This window comes from Streptomyces sp. NBC_00258, from assembly GCF_036182465.1.
Lineage (GTDB): Bacteria > Actinomycetota > Actinomycetes > Streptomycetales > Streptomycetaceae > Streptomyces.
Genome location: NZ_CP108081.1, coordinates 56,959 through 79,330 on the forward strand (window position 1 = coordinate 56,959; position 22,372 = coordinate 79,330).

The 22,372-nt window shown below is 68.6% G+C and carries 18 protein-coding genes and 2 pseudogenes; 9 read left to right on the forward strand and 11 right to left on the reverse strand.

Annotated features, from left to right (window positions below; genetic code table 11):
- The first annotated feature begins 184 nt into the window (after positions 1 to 184).
- The 3 genes from OG718_RS00265 (at position 185) to OG718_RS00270 (ending at position 3,162) form a co-directional block, all read left to right on the forward strand.
- On the forward strand, positions 185 to 1,945 hold the full coding sequence (locus OG718_RS00265) for a DUF5605 domain-containing protein (protein WP_328842667.1): 1,761 nt from the start codon (positions 185 to 187) through the stop codon (positions 1,943 to 1,945).
- Between the two features lie 179 nt (positions 1,946 to 2,124).
- Entirely contained in the window at positions 2,125 to 2,616 is a 492-nt protein-coding gene (locus OG718_RS54250; protein ID WP_443054846.1) for an alpha-L-rhamnosidase N-terminal domain-containing protein, read from the forward strand.
- A gap of 249 nt (positions 2,617 to 2,865) precedes the next feature.
- Complete coding sequence (locus OG718_RS00270) at positions 2,866 to 3,162, forward strand: hypothetical protein (protein WP_328842668.1); 297 nt, start codon at positions 2,866 to 2,868, stop codon at positions 3,160 to 3,162.
- Positions 3,163 to 4,005: 843 nt separating this feature from the next.
- On the opposite strand, the gene OG718_RS00275 is transcribed toward OG718_RS00270, so the two are convergent.
- The 4 genes from OG718_RS00275 to OG718_RS00290 all read right to left on the reverse strand — a co-directional run bounded on the left by OG718_RS00275 (position 4,006) and on the right by OG718_RS00290 (position 8,370).
- Positions 4,006 to 4,977, reverse strand: coding sequence for a sugar phosphate isomerase/epimerase family protein (locus OG718_RS00275; protein ID WP_328842669.1), 972 nt, complete (start codon positions 4,975 to 4,977; stop codon positions 4,006 to 4,008).
- A gap of 62 nt (positions 4,978 to 5,039) precedes the next feature.
- Positions 5,040 to 6,527: an FGGY family carbohydrate kinase gene (locus OG718_RS00280; RefSeq protein ID WP_328842670.1), complete on the reverse strand. Its 1,488-nt coding sequence runs from the start codon at positions 6,525 to 6,527 to the stop codon at positions 5,040 to 5,042.
- Positions 6,524 to 7,489 carry a transketolase family protein gene (locus OG718_RS00285; protein ID WP_328842671.1) on the reverse strand — a complete coding sequence of 322 codons (966 nt, stop codon included), beginning with the start codon at positions 7,487 to 7,489 and terminating at the stop codon, positions 6,524 to 6,526. The genes OG718_RS00280 and OG718_RS00285 overlap by 4 nt, the downstream gene beginning before the upstream one ends.
- The gene (locus tag OG718_RS00290; RefSeq protein WP_328842672.1) at positions 7,486 to 8,370 is read right to left on the reverse strand and encodes a transketolase; all 885 of its coding nucleotides are present in this window, start codon (positions 8,368 to 8,370) and stop codon (positions 7,486 to 7,488) included. The genes OG718_RS00285 and OG718_RS00290 overlap by 4 nt, the downstream gene beginning before the upstream one ends.
- Positions 8,371 to 8,530: 160 nt before the next feature.
- Here OG718_RS00290 and OG718_RS00295 point away from each other — a divergent pair, with 160 nt between their 5' ends.
- Entirely contained in the window at positions 8,531 to 9,481 is a 951-nt protein-coding gene (locus OG718_RS00295; RefSeq protein ID WP_328842673.1) for a sugar-binding transcriptional regulator, read from the forward strand.
- Between the two features lie 11 nt (positions 9,482 to 9,492).
- Here OG718_RS00295 and OG718_RS00300 read toward each other — a convergent pair whose 3' ends face one another.
- The 3 genes from OG718_RS00300 to OG718_RS00310 are packed head-to-tail and all read right to left on the reverse strand — an operon-like array spanning position 9,493 to position 12,555.
- Positions 9,493 to 10,356 carry a carbohydrate ABC transporter permease gene (locus tag OG718_RS00300; protein WP_328842674.1) on the reverse strand — a complete coding sequence of 288 codons (864 nt, stop codon included), beginning with the start codon at positions 10,354 to 10,356 and terminating at the stop codon, positions 9,493 to 9,495.
- Positions 10,353 to 11,240 (reverse strand): carbohydrate ABC transporter permease, encoded by an 888-nt coding sequence (locus OG718_RS00305; RefSeq protein ID WP_328842675.1) that lies wholly within the window; start codon positions 11,238 to 11,240, stop codon positions 10,353 to 10,355. Before OG718_RS00305 ends, OG718_RS00300 begins: the two co-directional genes overlap by 4 nt.
- Before the next feature lie 52 nt (positions 11,241 to 11,292).
- A complete protein-coding gene (locus OG718_RS00310; protein WP_328842676.1) occupies positions 11,293 to 12,555 on the reverse strand; it encodes an ABC transporter substrate-binding protein in 1,263 nt (420 codons plus the stop codon).
- Positions 12,556 to 12,866: 311 nt separating this feature from the next.
- On the opposite strand from OG718_RS00310, the gene OG718_RS00315 reads away from it, so the two are divergent.
- A complete protein-coding gene (locus tag OG718_RS00315; protein ID WP_328842677.1) occupies positions 12,867 to 13,856 on the forward strand; it encodes a sugar-binding transcriptional regulator in 990 nt (329 codons plus the stop codon).
- 409 nt (positions 13,857 to 14,265) lie between these two features.
- Here OG718_RS00315 and OG718_RS00320 read toward each other — a convergent pair.
- The 3 genes and pseudogenes from OG718_RS00320 to OG718_RS00325 all read right to left on the reverse strand — a co-directional run.
- A pseudogene (locus tag OG718_RS00320) lies at positions 14,266 to 14,520 on the reverse strand (transposase); the annotation flags it as partial.
- A gap of 217 nt (positions 14,521 to 14,737) precedes the next feature.
- Positions 14,738 to 14,920, reverse strand: a pseudogene (locus tag OG718_RS54255) (RHS repeat-associated core domain-containing protein); the annotation flags it as partial.
- A gap of 157 nt (positions 14,921 to 15,077) precedes the next feature.
- Positions 15,078 to 16,931: a SpoIIE family protein phosphatase gene (locus tag OG718_RS00325; protein WP_443055316.1), complete on the reverse strand. Its 1,854-nt coding sequence runs from the start codon at positions 16,929 to 16,931 to the stop codon at positions 15,078 to 15,080.
- 1,095 nt (positions 16,932 to 18,026) lie between these two features.
- Here OG718_RS00325 and OG718_RS00330 point away from each other — a divergent pair.
- On the forward strand, positions 18,027 to 18,215 hold the full coding sequence (locus OG718_RS00330; protein ID WP_328842678.1) for a hypothetical protein: 189 nt from the start codon (positions 18,027 to 18,029) through the stop codon (positions 18,213 to 18,215).
- Between the two features lie 143 nt (positions 18,216 to 18,358).
- Positions 18,359 to 19,030 (forward strand): DUF4145 domain-containing protein, encoded by a 672-nt coding sequence (locus tag OG718_RS00335; protein ID WP_328842679.1) that lies wholly within the window; start codon positions 18,359 to 18,361, stop codon positions 19,028 to 19,030.
- Between the two features lie 61 nt (positions 19,031 to 19,091).
- Here OG718_RS00335 and OG718_RS00340 read toward each other — a convergent pair whose 3' ends face one another.
- Positions 19,092 to 20,801, reverse strand: a complete 1,710-nt coding sequence (locus OG718_RS00340) for an ISAzo13 family transposase (protein WP_443054847.1) — start codon at positions 20,799 to 20,801, stop codon at positions 19,092 to 19,094.
- Between the two features lie 341 nt (positions 20,802 to 21,142).
- Here OG718_RS00340 and OG718_RS00345 point away from each other — a divergent pair, with 341 nt between their 5' ends.
- Positions 21,143 to 21,667: an RNA polymerase sigma factor gene (locus OG718_RS00345; RefSeq protein ID WP_328842680.1), complete on the forward strand. Its 525-nt coding sequence runs from the start codon at positions 21,143 to 21,145 to the stop codon at positions 21,665 to 21,667.
- Positions 21,664 to 22,359 (forward strand): hypothetical protein, encoded by a 696-nt coding sequence (locus tag OG718_RS00350; protein WP_328842681.1) that lies wholly within the window; start codon positions 21,664 to 21,666, stop codon positions 22,357 to 22,359. Before OG718_RS00345 ends, OG718_RS00350 begins: the two co-directional genes overlap by 4 nt.
- The last annotated feature ends 13 nt before the right edge of the window (positions 22,360 to 22,372 follow it).

Sequence of the window (22,372 nt, forward strand, 5' to 3'; positions counted from 1 at the left end):
AGATCTTGTGTCGATCACGCCGCGCAGTCATGCCGGAGGGATGTGGAGTTTCGGCCGCACCATCGACCGGTACGCCACCGACGGCTACGGTCCGCCGGCGTCGTCGACGCCCGTCGGTTCCGCTACGAGGGTCACGACACCAAGCACTGACCCCGCCGCCCCGCCCTTATCCCCTGGAGCCCCGATGCCGTACAGCCCCGACTCTCTCCTCGGCGACGTCCTGCGCAACCGGCAGGCCACGGCCGTCGTCCGCAAACACCTCTCCGGCATCGTCAACGCCCCCCTCGGTGTGCAACTGCGCCACGTCAGCCTCGCGCAGGTCGTCGGCTTCCTCGACAACACCCGCGCCAACCCCGAGGCTAGGGACGCCTTCTTCGTCGAACTCGCCACCGTCGACGAGACCCTGGCCGATCAACCGCGCCCCACCGAGGCGGTGACCGTCCCCTCCGACAGCTACGAAGGACCCGAGGTCCCGCTCGGCAGCGCCGACGCCGACTGGCCCTCCTCGGTCACCCGTTGGCACCCGTTCGAGCTCGAACTCCACGGTCCGGCTCACGGAAACCCCTTCACCGACATCGCGCTGAGCGCCGAGTTCATCCACCAGGACACCGGGCGCACCCTCACCGCGCACGGCTTCTACGACGACGACGGCATCCACCGCCTGCGCCTCATGCCCGACGAAGAGGGCGCCTGGGGCTTCGCCACCACCTCCAACTCCCGCTCCCTGACCGGCATCACCGGCACCTTCGACTGCCTCCCCGCCGCCCCCGGCGAACACGGCCCGGTCCGCGTGCACAACACCTTCCACTTCCGCCACGCCGACGGCACCCGTCATCTCCCCATCGGCACAACGGCGTACGCCTGGACGCACCAGGGCGACGAACTGGAGGAGCGGACCCTGCGCACCCTCGCCGAGGCGCCGTTCAACAAGATGCGGATGTGCGTCTTCCCCAAGGCGTACCTCTTCAACGCCAACGAACCGCCGCTCTACCCCTTCGCCGGTTCCCTCAAGGACGGCTGGGATTTCCGGCACCTCAACCCCGCCTACTTCACCCACCTGGAGAACCGCATCCGCCAACTCGGCGAACTGGGCATCCAGGCCGACCTGATCCTCTTCCACCCCTACGACCGCTGGGGCTTCTCCGACATGGGCCCGGTCGCCGACGACCGCTACCTGCGCTACGTGGTCGCCCGCCTGGCGGCCCTCCCCAACGTGTGGTGGTCGCTGGCCAACGAATACGACCTGCTGTGGGCCAAGACAGAGGAGGACTGGCACCGGATGGCCGCCGTGATCGGCGACACCGACCCGCATGGCCACCTGCTGGGCATCCACAACTGCACGGACTTCTGGGACAACAACGCCAACTGGGTCACCCACGCCAGCGTCCAGCGCGTCGACGTTTACCGCACCGCCGAGAACACCGACGCGTGGCGCACCGAATGGAACAAGCCGGTGGTCATCGACGAGTGCGGCTACGAGGGCGACATCGACCAGGGCTGGGGCAACCTTCCCGCTCAGGAGCTGGTCCGCCGCTTCTGGGAGGGAGCCGTCCGGGGCGGATACGTCGGCCACGGCGAGACCTACCTGGCCGACGACGAGGTGCTGTGGTGGTCCAAGGGCGGCACCCTCAAGGGCGAGTCTCCAGCCCGGATCGCCTTCCTCCACCGCATCCTGGAGGAGTCCCCGCAGGACGGCATCGGCCCGCTCCTCGGCGACTGGGACGTCCCAGTCGGCGGCGTCGCCGACACCTACCGCCTCGCCTACTTCGGCTTCGGCCAGCCGCGCTACCGCACCTTCGCGCTGCGTCCCGGCATCCGGTGGAAAGTGGACGTCATCGACACCTGGGGGATGACCGTCACCGAACTGCCCGGTACCTACGAGGGGGTCTTCCGCATCGACCTGCCCGGCCGCCAGTTCATCGCGGTCCGGCTGCGGGCCGTATAGGCGTGTTCCCGCACGGCCGCACGCGCGGTGGCGGCATGCTCGGCGGCCTCCCGTGCGGCTTCTCGCACCGATGCCAACCCGAAACGTTCCCGCAGGAGGCTTCCCATGACGACGCACCGCTAGACCGCCTGCGCGATCACGCCCGCCACTGAGCCGCCGCGGACCGGGCCCGCCCGGCCGTGCTGCCGCGCGGGGAATTCGCCCTCCGCGCGCCGATCCGCTCGGGCGAACTGCGAGTGACCGCCCTGGGCGTGTACGAGGCGGAGGTCAACGGCGCGGTCGTGAGGGACCACGTGCCGACCCCGGGCTGGACGAGTACCGCCACCGCCGCGCCCGGGACGGCAAGCGGTCTCCCGAGACCAGTGACCACATCGGGGAGACGATCAAGAGCGCCAAGCCGCTCGAGTACGTCGGCGACACCGCCACTTCCTGACGACGTCCCCGTCACCAACACCACCTTCACCGCGGCGGGCGTGCCCACACACGCCCTGAACGTCCTGGCAAGAGCCGCGTCGTGCCTTGGCCCTCTCCGCGGCCACGGCCTCCACCCGGATAACGTCCTACGGACGGCCCTCACGCTTCTGTGCGGCCTGTTGCTCGCGGCCCCGGTGTCGTCGGCTTCCGCGGCCGAGACGTCGCACGACGGACTGATCTCGGCCGGTGCGGTCTGAAGGCGGGACGCACCACGCTCACCATCCGTTCGGGCGGGCTGGAACGCACCGTGGTGGTCTACGTCTCTCGGCGGGCGCAGGGTCGCGGACATCTGCCGACGATGCTGGACCTGCACGGCAGCCAGAGCACGGCGGCCGAGCAACTCGACTGCAGTCAACTGGGGCAGACCGCAGACAGAGAGGGCTTCCTGCTCGTGGCACCGCAGGGTGTGATCGACGCCGCGCCCGGATACCGGTGGAACGTCCCGCATGTCACCGGCACGGGCGGACCGGACGACGAGCAGTTCCTCGTCGCAGTGCGCCTGCGATCACCCGGACCGGCTCGCTGCCATCGCCGCGGTGGCGGGCCTGCGCGCGGGGGCGCCCGTCATGGACGCGGACGGCACCTACGTGCCCGACCTCGCCGCCTGCCGGCCCGGGAGGGGAGTGCCCGTCCTGTCGTTCTCCGGCACCGCCGACCCGGTCAACCCCTACGCGGGCGGTGGCGAGGCGTACTGGGGCGCAGGCCTGCTCGTCGGGTGGACCTTGGCACGGAGGGGCGCCTGAAGGGCACCTGCCCTGGCCAGGCGCCCCTGCGGCAGCCGAAGAAGTCCGGCTTCTTCGGCAAGTACGACACCAGCAGGCCCTTCGTCTGCTGGTAGTACGTGGGCTACGCGTCGCTGACCAGCGCAAAAAGCGCCCGTCGGGACTTTGGCAGGATCGCTGGCCCGGAAATTGTCCGGATCTTGGCCGATGCGGTCTCTCGGACTGGGTGGCCGCCCGGCGCCACGCAGCGGTCGGAGCCGGAAAAGATTGGGGGTGCCGCCTACTGCATCCGGTCGCACTCTGGTGTGACATGGCCATGGGCCGATACCGCCCTGTGCGCCGAAACCCGCACGCTGCCGGCGTGGAGTGACAATCCGCTCTCCGTGGCCGCGTGCGGTGGTGGCCGTCTGCAGTGAGCTATGACGGTCCCATATGGCACAGGTTGCAGAGGCCGTCCAGAGGCGTCCAGACCCAGGCGATGCCGAGGGTGATCTTGCGTCATCCGGTCGGTCGGCTGACCAGCCGTGCAGGCGCCGGCTACGGCGCAGAGCAGCAGGATGCCGACGATGGTCTGCGCCATCAGAGTGGCGGTGTGCAGGTCCCGGCAGACGGGGAGCAGCGCACCGGAGATCACGCCGTTGTCGTATCCGAAGAGGAGACAGCCGATGGCGGCGGCCATGGTGAGCCTGGCGACGCTTCCTCTGGTGTCGCTGTCGGTGGGCTGTGGCTTCACGTCTTGGTGCCCCTTGCTCGTACAAAGGCGCCGGGTTCCGCCGTTACCACGCTTAGACGGTCGGGTGGGGTGGAAAGACGGGTGCGGGTCGGCCCTGCGGGCCCACACCCGGGTGATGCCTTCGCGCGGCGCTATCCGTACAGCGCGGTGCGCACGATGCGCTGGGCCGTCATGGCGTCGTGGTTCGCCTGGGCGGCGGCCAGCTCGTCCAGCGGGATGCGGGCAGCGCGCTGGTCGAGGGCGCGGATCGCGGCGACCGATTCACGGACGGCCTCGCGCGGGTCCTCGCGGTAGGGGAACAGGTCGAGCTTGAGCGGGTGCTCCCAGCCGATCCGCCGGGTGACGTGCAGGAATTCCAGGGTCTCGACGACGTGCAGGGCGCCCGCGGTCAGGTCGTCGTCCCACTCGCGGTAGTTGTCGCAGAGTTCGATGTCGACGAGGCGGCCCATGGAGTGGGCGAGGGTGAGGGCCTCGGCGGGGTTCTCCTTGGCGAACAGGGAGTGGCCGAAGTCGATGACGAGGCCGATGTTGTCGGCGCCCATCTGCTCCAGTGCGAGCAGGGTCGTGGCAGCCGTCGACCAGAACAGGCGGGTGCGCGGTTCCTTCAGCTTGTACTCGATGCCGAAGGTCATGTCCGGGTGGGCCTTGACCACCTCGCCGATGCCCTCGATGGCGTGCCGCCGCAGGGTGGCGTAGTCGACCTGGAAAGGGTAGTCGTAGCCGTCCTGGCCGGGCCAGAACTTCACGTAGCGGGCGCCGAGTTCGCGGGCGACGTCCACGGCCTCGTGGCCGAGGTCGATCGCCGCTCGGCGCAGTTTGGGGTCGGCGCTGGTGAAGGAGCCGGAGCGGTATCCGCGGTCGTAGATCACGGGGGTGATGTTGGTGACGGTGAGGTCGTGCTCGGCCAGTTTCGCCTTCACGTCGGCGACGCTCACGCCGTCGCCGAAAGGGTAGTTGAGGTCGAGCGCGGTCAGCTCGCCGGACTCGGCGGCGAGGTCGATGGCTTCCAGGGCGCCGACCTCGGGGCCATAGCCGTTGGTGGCGTAGCGGTCGATGATGCGGCCGAAGCTCCACATGCCGCCTGCGAAACGGAGCGAGGACATGGGTCTCTCCTTTGGGAGTGGTACGGGTGCGGGATGTTCGGTGGTCGGTCGAGTGGGCGTTGTCAGGTCGGCATGACGCGCGCCCGGGCGACGGCCTGCCGCCAGCCGACCATGCGAGCCTCGCGCCAGGCCTGGCCCCGTATGGGTGCGAACCGGCGCCCGGGCGGGGTGACGGCCGCCAGGTCGGACCTCCTCCAGAGGCCGAGCGCCATGCCCGCAAGCTGGGCCACGCCGAGCGCGGACAACTCCGGAACGCCCGCCCGCAGCACGGGGCAGCCGGTGAGCTCGGTCTGGAAGGACATCAGCCGTTCGTTGGCGGTGGGCCCGCCGTCGGCGCAGAGTGCGGCCACGGGGCCGAGTGCGTCCTCGAAGCGGGTGAGGGTGTCGGCGACCTGGTAGGCAAGCGACTCCACGGCGGCCCGGGCCAGTTCGGCGGGTCCGGTGTCCTGCTGGATGCCGGAGAGGACGGCCCGTGCGTCGCGGTCCCAGTAAGGGGCGCCGAGCCCGTCGAAGGCGGGCACCAGGTGAAGTCCGCTGTCCCGCCCGGTGGCGGCCAGTTCGGCAACCCCTGCTGTATCGGTTCCCAGCAGCCGGGCGGCCCAGCGGACGGCTGTGCCGGCGGAGGCGATGTTTGCCTCCAGCGCGCGGGCGGGTTCCTGGCCGGCGAACCGCCAGGCAATGGTCCGCGCGATGCCGTGGGGCAGCTTGACGTCCTGCGGGCAGAGCATCATCAGGGAGGAGCCACTGCCGTACGTCGCCTTCACCACGTCGGCTTCGCCGTGGCTCTGGGCGAACAGCGCGGCGTGCGAGTCGCCGAGGACGGCGGCGATCGGGAGTCCGTCCGGTACGCCGGGTACTCCGCGCATGCGACCGAAGTCGCCGGTGGAAGCGGTGACCGCGGGCAGGGTTTCCAGCGGGACGCCGAAGATCTCGGCGAGCTCCGGGTCCCACTCGCCCGTGGCCAGATTCAGGAGCTGGGTGCGCGAGGCGGATCCGGTCTCCACGGCCTCGGTCGCGCCGCCGGTCAGCCGATGCAGCAGCCAGGCGTCGACCGTGCCGACCCGCAGCAGACCCGCGCGTGCCCGGCCGCGCCCCGGGTCGAGGTCGTCGAGCAGCCAGGCTGCCTTGCTGGCGGAGAACATCGGGTCGACCGGGAGTCCCGTGCGCTCGGTGATCAGTCCGGCGTGCCGGCTCTGCGCCAGCTCCGCGCACCGCTCGGCGGTACGGCGGTCCTGCCAGCTCACCAGCCGGGACAGCGGCCGTCCAGTGGCTCTCTCCCAGACGAGCACCGCCTCGCGCTGCACGCTCAACCCCAGTCCTACGGGACGTACGCCTTCGCGCATGGCCAGCTCGCGCAGGACCTCCACCACGGTGGTCCACAGGGCTTCCGGCTCCTGCTCGACATGGCCTGGTGCCGGGTACTGCTGGCTGAGCGCTCGGTAAGCGGTCGCGAGTACGGTGCCGTCCTCGGCGACGAGCATGCCCTTGGTGCCGCTCGTGCCCTGGTCGAGGGCGAGGACGGCATCGCGTGCCGAGGCGGCCGGGCTCACGACGCGTCCGTCTCGGAGCCGAGCAGCTCACCCGCGGCCCGTACGACGGCGTCGGCGGTGATTCCGAAGTAGTCGGCGAGGAAGGCCGCGCTGCCGGTCGGGGTGAACTCGTCCCCGACACCCAGCAGCCGCATCGGCACAGGCGTGTGCGTGACCACGGTCTCGGCGATCGAGCTGCCGAGCCCGCCGCGCACGTTGGCCTCCTCGACGGTGACGATCCGGCCGGTCTGGCGGGCCGCCGCGAGCACGGCCTCCTCGTCGAGCGGTTTGACGGTGGAGAAGTTCAGCACCCGGGCCCGTACCCCGTCGGCGGCGAGCCGGTCGGCGGCTTCCAGGGCGGCTGGCACGGTCGTGCCGGCGCAGATCAGCGTGATGTCGTCGCCGTCGCGCAGCCGTGCGGCCCGCCCGGCCCGGAAGGGCACGTGCGGGGTCACGTCCGGCACCTTGGTGCGCCCGATCCGCAGATAGACGGGGCCGTCGTAGGAGTGCGCCCAGCGCAGTGCCTCACGCGTCTCCTCGGGGTCGGCGGGGGTCAGGATCGTTAGTTCAGGCAGCGTGCGCAGCCAGGCGAAGTCCTCCACACCGTGGTGGGTCGGGCCGAGCTGACCGTAGGCGAACCCGGGACTCATGGCGCACAGCTTCACATTCACCCGTGAGTAAGCCACATCGGCCTTGATCTGCTCAAGTGCCCGGCCGGTGAGAAAGGGCGCGGCCGCGCACACGTAAGGAATGCGGCCCCCGCCTGCAAGCCCGGCTCCGACGCCGACCATGTTCTGCTCGGCGATGCCGACGTTGATCAGCCGGTCGGGGAAGCGCTGCTGGAAGTCCTTGAGGTTGCTGGAGCCCACGGAGTCGTTGCAGACAGCGACCGTGCGAGGGTCGGACTCGGCGAGCTCGGCGAGGGTCTCGGCGAAGGCCTGGCGGCAGTCGTGCAGTTCGGGGGCGGCGGTGGCGAGGGTCATCGGGAGAGTTCCTCCAGGGCGGCGGCGGTCTGGTCGGCGGAGGGAACCTTGTGGTGCCACTCGACCCGGTCCTCCATGAAGGACACGCCCTTGCCCTTGACCGTGTCCGCGATCAGGCACAGGGGGCGGTTGTCGGCCGGCTCGGCGCTCAGCGCCTGGAACAGGGCCTCGTGGTCGTGGCCGTCGATGTGCCGGGTGCGGAAGCCGAACGCGGTCCACTTGTCGGCGAGGGGCTCCAGCGAGTTGGTGCCCTCGGTGGGGGCGCCCTGCTGGAAACGGTTGCGGTCGACGACCACGGTGAGCCGGTTCAGCTTGTAGTGGGCGGCGGACATGGCGGCCTCCCAGTTGCTGCCCTCCTGGAGCTCACCGTCGCCGGTCAGGACATAGGTGTGGCGGGTGGAGCCGTCGAGGCGGGCGGCGAGCGCGGCGCCGACGGCGACCGGCAGGCCGTGGCCAAGCGGACCGGTGTTGGTCTCGACGCCTGGAATCTTGCGCCGGTTGGGGTGACCGTTGAGGGCGGACAGCGGCTCCATGTACGTGTCCAGATCGGCGTCCGCGAAGAAGCCGGCGTACGCGAGGGTCGCGTAGAGCGCGCCGGACGCGTGCCCCTTGCTCTGGATGTAGCGGTCGCGCTCGGGCCAGTCGGGGTGCTCCGGGTCGAGGTCGAGGACGGCCAGGTAGAGCACCGCCAGGATGTCGGCCGCCGAGAAGTCGCCGCCGATGTGTCCCTGGCCCGCGCGCGCGATCATCCGCAGGTCGCGGCGGCGGATCTCGCGTGCGGCATCGCACAGCCGGGTGGCCCGATCGGCGGGGGCGGCCGCGCGCAGCTCACTGCGGAGGTCGCGGAGCCGAGAGGTGGCTCCTGGTACGGCTGAAAGCATCTGAATATCCATTCAGCATCGAATTGCTATGCGTCGATAGTTAAGGCCGGACTCCCGACCGCCGTCAAGGGTCGGGAGGCCGGGGCCGTCCCGTACGGTGACGGAAACGACGGGGAACGATGTGCGTCCACATCGGTGGGCGGAGGGGAAAGGAAGGCCGATGTCGGCGCGCGAAGAGCTGCGGATCATGACGCACGTGGCCCGGATGTACTACTCCGAGGGCGTCCGGCAGCCCGAGATCGCGGCACTGCTCGACCTCTCACAGGCCAAGGTCTCGCGCCTGCTGAAGAAGGCCCAGCAGCAGGGCATCGTGCGCATCACCGTGCACGCCGCCCCCGGCACCTACCCCGCACTCGAACAGCGCTTGCAGGAGACGTACGGCTTCAAGCTCGCCCTGGTCGTGGACACGGACCCCGACGACGAGAAGAGCCTGATGGCCGATCTCGGTGCGGCGGCCGCGTACTACCTGCAGACCACGCTGCGCTCCGGCGACGTCATCGGGATCTCTCCATGGAGCGCCTCCCTTCTGGCCACGGTCGAGGCCATGGAACCGGTCGCGGGCCTGAAGGACGTGACGATCGTGCAGGCCGTCGGCGGGGTCGGTGACCCGGCCGCCGCCGCTCACGCCTCGCGGCTCGCCGGGCAACTCGCCCAGCTCGTGGGCGGGCAGGCCGTCTATCTCCCCGCTCCCGGGCTGGCCGGCTCTGCTGAGAGCGCCCGTGTGCTGCGCGAAGACCCCTTCGTGGCGGCCGCGTTGACCCATCTGGACCGGATCACCGTCGGTCTCGTCGGCATCGGCGAGGTCACCCCGTCCAGCACCCTCGCGCGCAGCGGAAACGCTTACCCTGCCGAAGAGTTGGCCTCGCTGGAGAAGCTCGGCGCGGTCGGCGACGTGTGCCTGCACTTCTTCGACGCCGAGGGCCGGGCCGTGCCGTCCGAGCTGGACGAGCGGGTGGTCGGTATCAGCGCGCAGCAACTGCGGGCGGTGCGCCGGACCGTGGCCGTGGCCGGGGGGCAGCGCAAGCACGAGGCGATCCGCGGGGCCGTACGCGGAGGGCTGGTGCACACGCTGGTGACCGACCGGGCGACGGCGGAGGCGCTGCTCGGTTAGCGCCTGCGGGCCTACTCCTTGATCGCACCGGCCGTCAGTCCGCCCACGATCCAGCGTTGCAGGCAGGCGTAGATCAGCAGGATCGGCGCGATCGTGATGAGCACTCCCGCCGACAGTCCGGTGAGGTTGCTGCTGAACTGCCCCTGGAAGTTGAGAAGTCCGAGCGGCACGGTCCGGTGTTCGGGAGAGCTGAGCAGCACCAGGGCCATGAGGAGCTCGTTCCAGGTCGCGGCGACATCAAGGATCGCCACGGTGACCAGGGCGGGGAGCGACATGGGCAGCACGATCCGCAGGAAGATCCGCAGACTGCCCGCGCCGTCGATGCGGGCCGCGTTGAGGAGGTCCTCGGGCACCTTGCGGAAGAAGGACTCCAGGATGAGGACCTGGAAGGGCAGCCCGAAGGCCAGGTACGGGGCGAGCAGACCCCACAGGTTGTCCGTGAGGTGCACCGACCGCAGCATCGTGAACAGCGGTACGACGGCGATGAAGATCGGCATCGTGAGGCCGAGCAGCACCAGGAACATGATGCCGCGACGGAACGGCAGCCTCAGCTTGGCCAGCGCGTACGCCAGCAGCGAGGACAGCACGACACCGAGCGGCACCTTCACCAGGGTCAGGAGGGCGCTGTTGGTGAAGGCCGTGCCGAAGTCTCCGGTGCTCCAGGCGTCCCTGAAGTTGGCCCAGGTCAGCGATCGGGGCCAACTGAGCGGACCGTGCGCGAGGAAGTCGGCCCCGGAGCGAAGTGCGGTGCCGATCAGCAGCAGGATCGGGGACGCCCACAGGAGGGCGACAAGGATCATCAACGCGGTGGTGCCGACCGTCCTGAACCGGCGCCGCCGCGCCGCGCCGACCAGGGGGGATACGGCGGTTGTCACGATGACTCCTTGGTCTGGCGCCAGACGTACGGGATGCCCACGGCGAGCGCGGCCACGGTCACCACGACCGCCATCGCGGTGCCATAGCCGAACTTGTAGGACTGGAAGACGTTGAAGAACATCCAGGTGCCCAGGACCTGGGTGCTGTTGCCCGGGCCGCCGTTCGTCGTCGCGAAGATGATGTCGAAGACCTTCAGGCCCTCGATGAACGACAGTGCCAGGACGACGTAGTGGGTGCCCCGCAGGCTCGGGAAGGTGATGTACCGGAACTGCTGCCAGCCGCTTGCGCCTTCGGTGCGGGCGGACTCGTACAGCTCCCCCGGGATGTGCTGGAGCGCGGCCAGATAGAGGACGAGCGGGAAGCCGACGCGTACCCAGCACGCGGGGACCATGGTCGCCCAGATGGCGAGACTGCTGTCACCCAGCCAGGGGTGGGCGAGCGACCCGAGGCCGATGTCGCGCAGAAGCGTGTTCACCGCGCCGCTCGACGGGTCGTACAGCCAGCCCCAGATGGTGCCGACGGACACCAGTGGCAGCACGGCCGGCAGGTAGAACACCATGCGCAGGGCGGACTTGAAGCGCACCGAGCCGTTGAGGGCGACGGCGAGGGCCAGACCGGCCGCGAGCGGGACAACGGTGGTGACCAGCAGCCACAGCGCGTTGTTGCGCAGCGCCGTGTGGACCACCGGATCGTCCAGCATCGCACGGTAGTTGGCCAGGCCGGTCCACTTGATGTCCGGCGAGATCCCGTCCCAGGAGGTGAAGCTCAACCAGACCGAGCGCAGCGCCGGGTAGATCAGGAAGGCCGCGTAGACGATCAGGCCGGGGGCGGCGAAGAGCCAGGCGGTGCCTGCGAACCGGCGCCGCGGGCGTGATCTCGCCACACTCGCAGGCGCCTTGGCGACGTGTGGGCGGTGGGTCGTAGCGGCCACAGGCTCAGCCCTTCTTGCTCACAGCGGTGGCCACGGCCTTGGCGGCGTCCTTCGGGGACTGCTTGCCCTGCATCACGTCGCTCTGGACGCTGAAGTAGGTGTTGGCGGCCTCGGCGCTCAGCGCCTGGTCCTGGATCATGTAGTGGGCGTGCTCGTTCTGCCACTTCTGCCACTGGAGGCTGAGCGGGCTGGTCTTCGCATCCGGCTCGTACGCCTTCACAGTGCTGTAGCTGTTGCCGAGCTGTGCCTGCGACGTGGCGCGCAGGAAGAAGTCGACGAACTTCGCGGACTGGTCCTTGTTCGGGGCGCCGCGCGGAATCATCAGGCCTTCGCTGAAGCCGGAGAACCGGAGCGTGGACTGGCCGGTCGGCGGAATGAACGTGCCGATTTCCGCCTGGGTCGCGGCGTCGGCGGTGGCCACGACGCCCTCGACCCATTGGCCGTCCAGGACCATCGCACCCTTGCCCGCCACCAGGTTCGACTCGACCTGCGAGGGGTCGAGCCCGAGGACGCCGTCCGCGAACCACTTCTTGTCGGTCCACTTCTTGAGCATCGCGAAGGCGTCCACCACCTCGGTCCGGTCCCAGGAGGTCTTGCCCTGGAGCAGCTGGTCGTGCAGTTCGGGCCCGGCGACGGTCTCCAGGAAGTACTCGAAGAACCGCATCAGGTACCAGCCGTACTTGCCGCCCGCGAGAAAGGGCGTGACACCGGCCTTGACCAGTGCCGCGTTCGTGGCTTCGAGTTCGTCGTAGCTGGTGGGCACGGTCGTGCCTGCCTTCGCCAGCATGTCCTTGCGGTAGTAGACGCCGATCGCGGAGGCGTAGACGGGAACGCCGTACTTGACGCCGTCGTAGGTGAAGTCGCCGATGCTGCCCTTGAGGAGCTTGGCGTCCCACCCGTACCGCTCGTAGTAAGGCGCGAGGTCGATGACCTGGTGGGCGGTCGCGAAGGGGGCGCCGATGGACCCGCCCCAGATGCGGAAGACGTCCGGCGGGCTGCCGCCGAGCAGCGCCGTGCGCACCTTGCCCGGGTAGATGGCCGCGCCCGAGCCGGAGAGGTTGTCGAGGGCGACCTTGACGCCGGAGTCCTTGCGGAAGGCGGCCAGGACCTTCTTGACGTTGGCGATCTGTTCGGCGTTGTCGTAGTCCATGTACGTCAGCGACGAGCCGCCGCTGCCCGTACCGCTGCCACCGCAGGCGGCGAGCGCTGCGCCCAGGGCGGTGACGCCCACTCCGCCGAGAAAGCGTCGTCGATTCAACTCGGTCATGGGGATCTCCAGTCGAGGAGTGGACAAAGGGGAAGATGGAGGCCCGGCAGTGGGGGTGCACGATGTGTGCATGAATATTCAGGTACCGTTGTCTAAGCTGCCGGGAACGTAGGCCCGACAGCTTCTGTGTGTCAAGGATGTTGCCGCACGTTTTCTACTGCAGCGAAAGACACGCAAAAGGTCACTCACGCCAAACCCTTGACGGCACACGGCCCACTGCCCCACTCTCGGCCGAGAGTCGATGCATTCAGTGAATTGTTATTCAGTCATGCGCCGAGCGCCCTTCCGGCGGAGCTCAGTGAGGTGTAGGCATGCCACCGCGCCCCGACCTGACCGGCGGCCAGTCCGTGGACCGACTCCGGCTCATCGTCCGGGTCGCGCGCATGTACCACGAGCGCGAGCTGCGCCAGTCGCAGATCGCCGAGGGCCTGAACCTCTCGCAGGCCGGCGTGTCCCGACTGCTGCGCGCGGCCACCGAGTTGGGGATCGTCCGCACCATCGTGGTCTCGCCCGACGGAATCCACAGCGAGCTGGAGGACGCCCTCGCCGAGCGTCACCGGCTCACGGATGTCGTGATCACGGATGGGGACGACCTGCCCGACCACCCGGCGCTGCTGCTGCGCGCCCTGGGCTCGGCCGCGGCCGGCTATCTGGCGACCGCGTTCCGGGCCGATGACCTCATCGGCGTGTCCACCTGGAGCGAGACCCTGCTGGCCGCAGTGGATGTGATGCAACCCGCGAAGCAGCCTGCCTGCGACAAGGTGGTCCAGCTGATGGGCGGCATGGGCGACCCGCAGGGGCAGGTGCGGGCGACCCGGCTGACGGCCAGGCTCGCCGAACTCGCCGGCGCCACACCGCTGTTCGTCCGCGCACCCGGCCTAGTCGGGGGCGCCCAGGCCCGGCTCGCACTGCTGCGCGACCCGTCGGTGCTCGAAGTCAGCCAGGCCTGGGCGCGGTTGACCACGGTCCTCGTCGGCATCGGCAGCGTGGAGCCCTCTCCCCTGCTGCGGCTGAGCGGCAACGCCGTCGCCGAGGAGGAGATGGAGCGGCTGCGCGACCTGGGCGCCGTCGGCGACATCTGTCAGCGCTTTTTCGACCAGGACGGAGTCCATGTCGACGCGGGCCTCGGCGAGCGCACCATCGGCATCCCCGTGGACCAGCTGCGCACCGTCCCGCGCCGGATCGCCGTGGCCGGGGGCGAGCGCAAGTACGCGGCTGTCCGGAGCGCGGTGCGCGGCCGGTGGATCACCGCACTCGTCACGGACATCGGCACGGCTCGACGCCTGCTGGACGACGACTGAGCGCGCGGCCTCGCCCGATACATCGTCGCCTTCGCCCTCGACAGCTGGCTGCGCGCCAAGGGCTACCCGCCCGATCTCAAACCGCCTGGGCCGCGCCGTGGGCGGCCTCCAGGACCGATCCCGACGACAGCATCGCCCCGCAACCTCGTGCTGTCCGGTCTCCAACAGCTCGGTATGGCTTGGGCGGAAGGCATTTCGGGCACGGTGATCGTTCGTGATATCTCACCCAGGCGGACCCCGGCATCCCAGACCTGCCGGAGCCTGGCGACTCGTTCGGCTTCGCGCTCGCCCTGGGCGACATGAATGGCGATGGTTACGCCGACCTGGTCGTCGGGGCAAGCGGCGAGGCGGCTGGCGACGTGCAGGGCGCCGGTTCGGTCACCGTGGTCTTCGGGGACCGGTCCGGTCTGTCGCGTAAGGCCATCGCGTTCCACGTCCCGGCCCCGACACCACGTGAGCATTTCGGTGGCCGGCTGACCAGCTCGACGGGCAGGTCACGCAGGACCCAGGCCAGGCGGGTGACGTCATAGCCGGCATCGCTGGCGATCACGATATGCGGGTCCCCGGCCTGCCACTGGCCGGCTGTGATGAGTCGCTCGACGACACCCCTCAACTGGGCGGCGGTGACCGCGGTGGCGTCGTCCACCGGTCCCAGCCGCACTGCTTCCTGGCGTGCACATCCCCCCGTGCAACCCAGGGCGCCTTCCAGACATCCGACAGCGACGGCACCGCCGACCTGACCCCAGTTGACTTTGTGTCCGGACAGGCGCTGCACGCCCCAGTCGAGGCCGCCTCCTGAGGGTCTGCGCAGGCGGTCGGGGAGGACAGGGCGTACTCGTAGAGGTTGGGGCCGCCTTCGTGACCGGATGGGGTCTTGGGGAGATGAAACGGCCGGTCTGCGGGTCGTAGTAGCGGTCGCGGCAGTAGAGCAATCCTGTTCCGTCGTCTTCGCGGCCGGTGAAGGTGCGGCGATTGGAGCTGGTGGCGCCTCTGGGCGTGGGCTGGCCTGCGGGGTCGTAGGGTGGCGAGTGGCGATGGTGCCGTCTGTCGGCCAGACCCCGCACGGTGCCCAGGGCGTCAGTGAGGTAGATCTGGGTTTTGCTCTTTCTTCTGGCTTCCGGAAGTGGTCAGACCCGTGCGGTTGCCGAGGGGATATTAGGTGAAGGCGGCGTACTGACTCTGCGTCACACCGCTCGGTACCTGCATCTACGGGAGCCCTCGTCAGCTCTGGACTGTCTCCCGAGACAAAGCCATCTCAAACCAGACGATTTTTCCGGTGGCAAGTCGGCTAGAGCCCCATCGCATGGAAAGCTTGTTGACCAGAAAGAGCCCTCGTCCCCCCTCATCGAAGGTACGTGAATGACGCAGCCGGGGAGGCTGTGACACATCGTCAGCAACCTCGCAGCGCAGCACGTCCGAGCGCAGCAGCCGCAGCGTGATCGGCCGTGACGTGTAGCGCACAGCGTTGGTCACAAGCTCGCTGACGAGCAGTTCGACCGAGTCGGCGAGGCTGTCCAGCTCCCAGCGGGTCAGTGCGCCGCGAGTGAGTTTCCGGGCCAGGCCAGGGGCCTTGGCCTCGGGGTCCAGATGCCAGAACGCGACGTCGCTGGGCGCGATTCCGTCGAAGCGGGCGGCGAGCAGCGCGATGTCGTCGTCCCGGTCGCCCGGGCCGAGCATGTCGAGCACCTCGTCGCACAGCGCCTCAAGGGGCGGCGGATGGTCGGCGCCGGTCAGCTGCGCGGTGGCGGCGAGCTTCTCGCGCAGCTGTTCTATACCGGTCCACACGTCACGCAGCCGCGACTCGACCAGACCGTCGGTGTAGAGCAGCAGGGTGGCGCCGGCGGGCGCGTCCAGCTCGACCGCCTCGAAATCCACCCCGCCCACACCAACCGGTGCACTCGGCGGTACGCGCAGGACCTCGGCCCGGCCGCCCAGGTGGAGCAGGACGGGCGGGGGATGGCCCGCGTTGGCGATGGTGATGCGGTGCGCGACCGGGTCGTACACCGCGTACAGGCAGGTCGCCATGCGGTCGGTACCGAGCCGCTGGGCCTGCTCGTCCAGGTGGTGCAGGACCTCCTGCGGCGGCAGGTCGAGCCCCGCGAGGGTCTGCGCGGTCGTCCGCAGCTGGCCCATGATGGCCGCCGAGGTCATGGAGTGGCCCATGACGTCACCGACGACGAGGGCGACCCGGCTGCCGGGCAGCGGAATCGCGTCGTACCAGTCCCCGCCGACCCTGGCCGTCTCCGCGGCAGGCAGATAGCGGAACGCCAGCCGCACACCGGTCGGCCGGGGCAGCGTCTCGGGCAGCATCGTGCGCTGCAGCTCGTCCGCGATGTGCTCCTGGCTTCGCGCCAGCAGGGCTCGGTCGATACCGAGCGCGCTGTGCGTGGCCATCTGAGCTGCGACCAGCACGTCTGCATCGTCGTAAGGAGCGCGCTGGTAGCGGATGAGGACGGCAAATCCGAATAGCTGCCACTTGCATTGGAGAGGAGCAATGATCGCGCTGAACTGTCCGGGAAGCGGTCCCGCAGCAATCTCCGCCAGCGCGGCCCGGGACAGGACGTCATTGATGGCGATGGGCCTGATGTTGGCAAGAATCTCGGCCAGCGCACCGTCGGACGTGAAGACAAGGTCTTCTTCGGGTGCCAGCAGTATCAGCGGAGCCAGGGCGGAGGACTCCGCTGGAACGTGGGTTCGATGGGCAAGGCGCAGATTGTGCGGGCGCAGCGTTTCGTAGTCCTGCAGCGGCGTGCTGAGGTAGACGAGGATTCCGTCGGCGAACTGTGGCACCGCGGCGTCCGCGAGGGCGGTGACCACTTCGTCGACGGTGGTTCCGGAAGCGATGTGCTCGGTGGCGGCGCCGGCAAGTCTCATACGGTCCAGCGACAGCGCTGCACCGTCGACACGTCCAACTGGTGCAGTGGATTCGCTGGTCACAGGGTTGTTCGTAGTTGTTGCGAAGTATTGTCCGTCAGCTTGCGTCCCAGCTGATTCCTTGCCCGCAGGAGGCACTGACGTCGTCGGTACAGTCTCGCCGGGGATGGTCCGGCTGCCTAAGCCCTCCCCCTGCGGCACGGTGACGTCCAGGCCGAGGTCCTCGGCGGCCTCCTGTACGGCGCTGTGCTCTCGGTCCAGTGCAAAACGCACCTTCTCCAAGGTCTCGTCGACGGCGTCAAAGGCGGCCTCGTCGGGCTCCCGCTGTGCAGTGGGGACAGGTAGCGGGCGGCTGTGGACGGTTTCTCCCCGCTCACCGGCGGCCGTCTTCGTTCTGAGTTCTCGCAGTTCAGCTTCCAACTGCTGGATGCGACGTGCCGCGTGATCGGCGACAGTCTGAGCCGTCTGCCGCTCGCTGTCGGCACGGGTCAACTGGGTGCGCAGCTCATGCTCTTGCGCCTCTGCCCGATGCCTCATCCGCTCAAGACTCGTGACTTCTTCCGGATCACCCGGCGTGGAATGGCTCAGAGCGTCGATACGCCGGGTGAGTTCCATGACTTTCGCCTGGGCCTGGCCCAGCATGCCGAAGAGAATCGTGGCGATCTGCAGGGCCTGCTGCCGTCCGTGCTCGCTGGCTTCGAACGCCTGACGGGCACGGTTGAGTTCTTCGTAGGCGGTGAGGGCCCGTTGCTGAGCGTGGAGAACCTCCCGCGCGGTCACCTGGGGTCCGCTGCCGTCCGTGGCGGTGGGCGCGTTCTCGGCGGCCTCCCACAATTGCCGCGGTTGCTCCAGGCGCTGTTGCACAGCCTCGTGGTCATCATCCGGGAAACAGATGTCGGCCACGGCTTCGACCAGGTCCCATATCAAGCCCTCGCCCGCCAGCTGACCGCGCAGCCTGCGCAGCGTAGGCACTTGGCCGTCGCCGAAATGGTCGGTCGTGAGCCGCAGATGCAGCTGTTTCACGGTCACCCCGGCCATGTCCAGCCATGACCGCAGCATGCCGACGACTTCGTTGGTCTCCGCGCACGAACCACGCGCCGGTGACCACGGACGCCCGGCCCGAGTCTGCTCCCCCACGGCTCGGCCCCCTGTACGAGTTGTTCCGGCACAAACGCCGACTTGTTCCTGCAACAACATCCAACCGCTCGCGCTCATCCGCGCGCCGGGAAACGGTGAGTTCGCTCTCGAACTCAACTACATCGGTTACAGGCGGTGTTACGCGTGTCTCCTCGCTCCATGATCGTGCTGGCTCTGCTCACCACAGTTTTGACGCTGTCTCTGGCCGCGGGCGCCGCCGCTGCCGCACTCGCGCGATGGGACGAAGCCACTGTCCCCACCGCCATCACCCGCGCTGCCATTGCTTTTGGCGGAACACTCTCGCTGGGCATCGCCCTCGTAGCCTTGTTTGTTTCCGCTTGGAGCTAAAGACCGTCGTCAGACAGCCCTGGAAGGCAACGGCGAGGCAGGCGTGGCCGTGTAGTGCCGCTGGGAGGCTGCAAAGCATCCGTTTCCTGTCAACTCGCCGATCTGATCAGCAAAGCCGCGAAGCCGCAGATAGTCTCCCGTGCGTGACGCAGATCAACTCACCCGCGAACCTTCCGCTCATCGCAGACTGCCCCACGTGCCGGAAGAAAGTACTCGCTACCGTTCACGGCGAGGTCGACGTGCCACCGGACGATGACCTTGAACGCGACGACGCCTACCGAGTCATACTGGTCGCTTGCACCACGTGCCGGACCGCCATGGTCCTGTGCAGCAACTACCTCTACGGGCCGGAAGACTGGGACACCCCCGAGAACGTCTGGCCCAACGGTGCCCCGGTCGTCGACGCTCCCTACAGGATCCAGCGCGCCTTCCAGGAAACCTACCGGTGCTTCCACCAGGCCAGCGCCTACTCGGCGACAGCAACGATGGCCCGCCGAACCCTGGAAATGATCTGTAACGACCAAGGGGCCGTCGGCCGCAATCTGGCAAGCAAGATCGGGTGGCTGCAGCAGAACGACAAAATCGAAGGCAGGCTCCTGGACTGGGCGACTGCACTGCGTTTCATTGGCAACGAAGGAGCTCACGGTCACGAGGTCAAGCGACAGGACGCCGAAGACGCCCTGTCCTTCACGGAAGCATTGCTGGAGTACATCTATGTGCTCACCGCTCAGTACGAACAGTTCTCAAAGCGTCGGAACAAGACAGCCGCCAAGAAATCCGTGCCTCAGCCGAAGGGTCCAGCACCACAGGCATAGCGTGCCTGCCAGCCACCGACGGAGCAATACTCAAGACCTATAACTAAGGGCTCGCAGAGAATCAACATGCGGGTTTGATCTTCTTCGGGCGGTGTGTTCCGTACCGGTCGAGGTGGACGGCCACATCAGTCGGGGTGCGGAATCTGGCAGTTGAGGGGTGGATCGCGTGATCGTGCTCGGCCAGTAGCGAGCGTGCTTCCTGGACGGCCCGTGTGAGAGTGCTTCCGGTGACGCCAAAGAGCTGGGCGAGCAGGTCGTGGGTGCCGATCTTGCGGAGGCAGAGCACGGTGGCGAGGATCCGGTCTGCGTCGGAGAGCTTGTCCTTGGCACCCGCACCTCGCCGCCGTCGGCGCTCGCCGCCCCGGCGCTCGTGGCGGATTTGCTCGCGTTGTTCCGCGAGCGCCGGGATCAACGCACTGACCAGCGCGTCGAGTTCGGCAGTGGTCATGCCGGTCAGCTCCGGGTCGCGGAGGGCTTGGGTGTCAACGCCGTCCGGGGACGCGGCCGGGTGGGCGGTGGTTGCTGCGGATTCCGTCTCATGGTGTGGGGCCGGGCGAGGACCAGCAGGACGGAGCGTGTAGTTCCAGTCGCCATGGAAGCGGTGCCGGCTCATTGCCAGTGCATCGATCTCGGCGTCGGTGACCTTCACACCGGTGTCGTAGGTGCCGGTGTCGAGTTCAGCTTCGACTTTCAGACCGGTGCGGGTCGTGGTCGCCGCGATGCTGTCCACGATGACTTCATGGCTGGTCAGCGGTCTGCCGCGCCAGTTCATGGAGATGTGGGAGAACAGTCGGTGCTCGATCTTGTTCCACTTCGAGGTCCCGGGCGGTAGGTGACAGACAGTGATCTCCAGACCAGTTCCGGAGGCGAGAGCGGCCAGTTCACTCTTCCAGGCCCGGGTGCGGTAGCCATTGGAGCCGCCCGCGTCCGCGGTGATCAGGAGACGGGTGGCGTGCGGGTAGTCGTAACGGCCGCGGGCCTGCCACCAGCGGCGGATCGAAGCGACAGCGAATTCGGCGGTGTCGTGGTCGGTGCCGACACTGACCCAGCCGGTGTTCGCCGCAAGGTCGTAGATGCCGTATGGGATCGCCTTGCCCGGTCCCTGTCGGTCCAGGAAGTCATGCGTTTTGACCAGCACTGGTTCGCCCGTCGGCCGCCACTCACGCCCGGCGTTCTTGTAGTCGCCGACCAACTCCTTCTTCTTGGTGTCCACGCTGATCACCGGGTCCCCGGCACCGATGTGTTCCTTGGCCCGGTCGTTGATATAGCGGAACTGGGCATCACGGTCAGGGTGCTGTGCGCCCTCGATGGTCTTCGCGTTGGCTTGCAGGCTGAAGCCCTCCTCCCGGAGCAAGTCCCCGACCGTGTCCGCGCTCACCTTGTGCCCCTGGCGGGTGAGTTCGGCGGCGAGCTTCCTCGTCGACCTGGTTGTCCAGCGCAGCGGCGATATCGGATCCCCGCGTATGTCCGGCTCGACCAGTGCGAGCAGAGCCGGCCGCAGCCCCGGGTCTACCTCGGCGGCCTTCTTGCGCCCGCCGCCAGGACGGCGAACCCGCCCCAGCGGTCCCTCGCCCGCCTCCAACTCGTCCACGCCCTTGCGAACAGTGGTCTCGCTGACCTGAGCCGCCTGCGCGACCAACCGGATACCGCCGTGTCCCAGGGCCCGGGCCTCGGCTCCCATCAGCAACCGACGCTGCCGCTCGTCCAGATGCGGGAACAACACCCCAAACTTGACGGCCAGTTGGTCACGAGTCGCGTCAGGGATGCCCATACCAGGTGAACGAGCCCGGATGCGGGAAGCAACAGCTTGATTCTCTGCGAGCCCTTAGGCTTGGTGTCAGCCACGGAATCGCCTTTGCTTCAGATCTCGTTGGTCAAGCCCCCGCAGGTGTTGCTAGCACCTGGCGGGGGCTGTTCGTTATCCGGGCACGCTAGACCCTTGTGACTGTCCGTGGCAAGCCGGTCGCGTCGAGTCAACTCGCGGGGAGGGTGGGTGGGTTGAGACCCGCCGCCCATTCCTCAGAAGCAGGGCTCGGAGATCGGCGCTTGAGCTTCGGGAGAAAAGATCGGGGCCGGTGTAAGGAAGTGCCGGGCGTATGACATGTACAGGGTGTGGAGAATATTCAGACCGGGATCGACCGTGAACGGACCGCACGGTTCACGGCCTTGTATGTCCGCGACCACCCGCGTGTGCGTGCTTTCGTGCACCGGCGGGTGGGGAACCGTGGTGCGGCGGAGGAGTTGACCTCCGACGTCTTCCGGATCGCGTGGGAGCGCGTGGCCGGGGGCGAGGAGGTGGGTACCGGCTGGCTGTTCGTCACCGCGCGGAATCTGCTCAGCAATCACCACCGCGCGGCGACCCGGCTGGCGGAGCTCCATCGGCGTATCACCGACGAGTTGGACCGCGCACCGGCGTCCGGAGAGGACTCCGCCGTGGTGGAGACCCTTGAGCGGCTTCCGGAGCGGCACCGGGACGTGCTGCTCATGCGCTACTGGGACGGGCTCAGCGCGGCTGAGGTCGGTGAGGTCCTCGGGTGCAGTGGGCCGGCGGTCTGGGTCCGGCTGCACCGGGCCCGTGAGGCGTTCCGCGGCCTCTACACCTCGCACTCATCCCTCTCACTCGAGGAGTCGGCATGATCAACGTGAAGTCCCTTGTCAAGCAGGTCAATCCGGTGCCGGACGAGACGACGACGGCGGCAGCTGACGGCATGTCGGCGCGCGCGTACGACGAGCTCGTCGGTCTTGTCGGGGCCGAGGCGGCGGAGCGGCAGGCAGGGCAAGGACGAGGTGCGCGGAGTCGGCGGCCGTCCCGGCGGGGGGTTCTCGTGGCCGCCGTTGCCTGCACGGCCGCCACGGTGGTCGCGGGGGTCGCCGTCCTCGCGCTGCAGGACCCGAAGCAACCGGGCGGTGGTGACGGCGGTGGTTCCGGGCTCGCGGACGAGCCGTACTTCGCGAAGACCGCCGAACTTGAGGCCGCGTCGGTCCTGATCGTCAGGGCGCGGCTCGGTGCCGGGCACGAGGAGACGGTCGACGGACTCACCGAGACCGTTGCCACGGCGGAGGTGGTGGCGACGGCCAAGGGCGGCTCCCCCGCGGGGAGCGAGATCGAGCTGGCCTACACCACGCCCGGATCAGGGCCCGAGACGGCGGAACTCGCCGCCGGAAAGGAGTACGTCCTGCTGCTCGACGAGCTGGACGGCGGACGGTTCACCCTGATCAACACCACCCAGGGCGCCTACGGGATCGAGGGCGGGCACGCGGTGGCCGGGGGCGACAACGACGTCACCCTGAGCCCCGGGGTGCTCAAGGCGCTGCGACTCACGTCCTGACGCAAGCATGTTC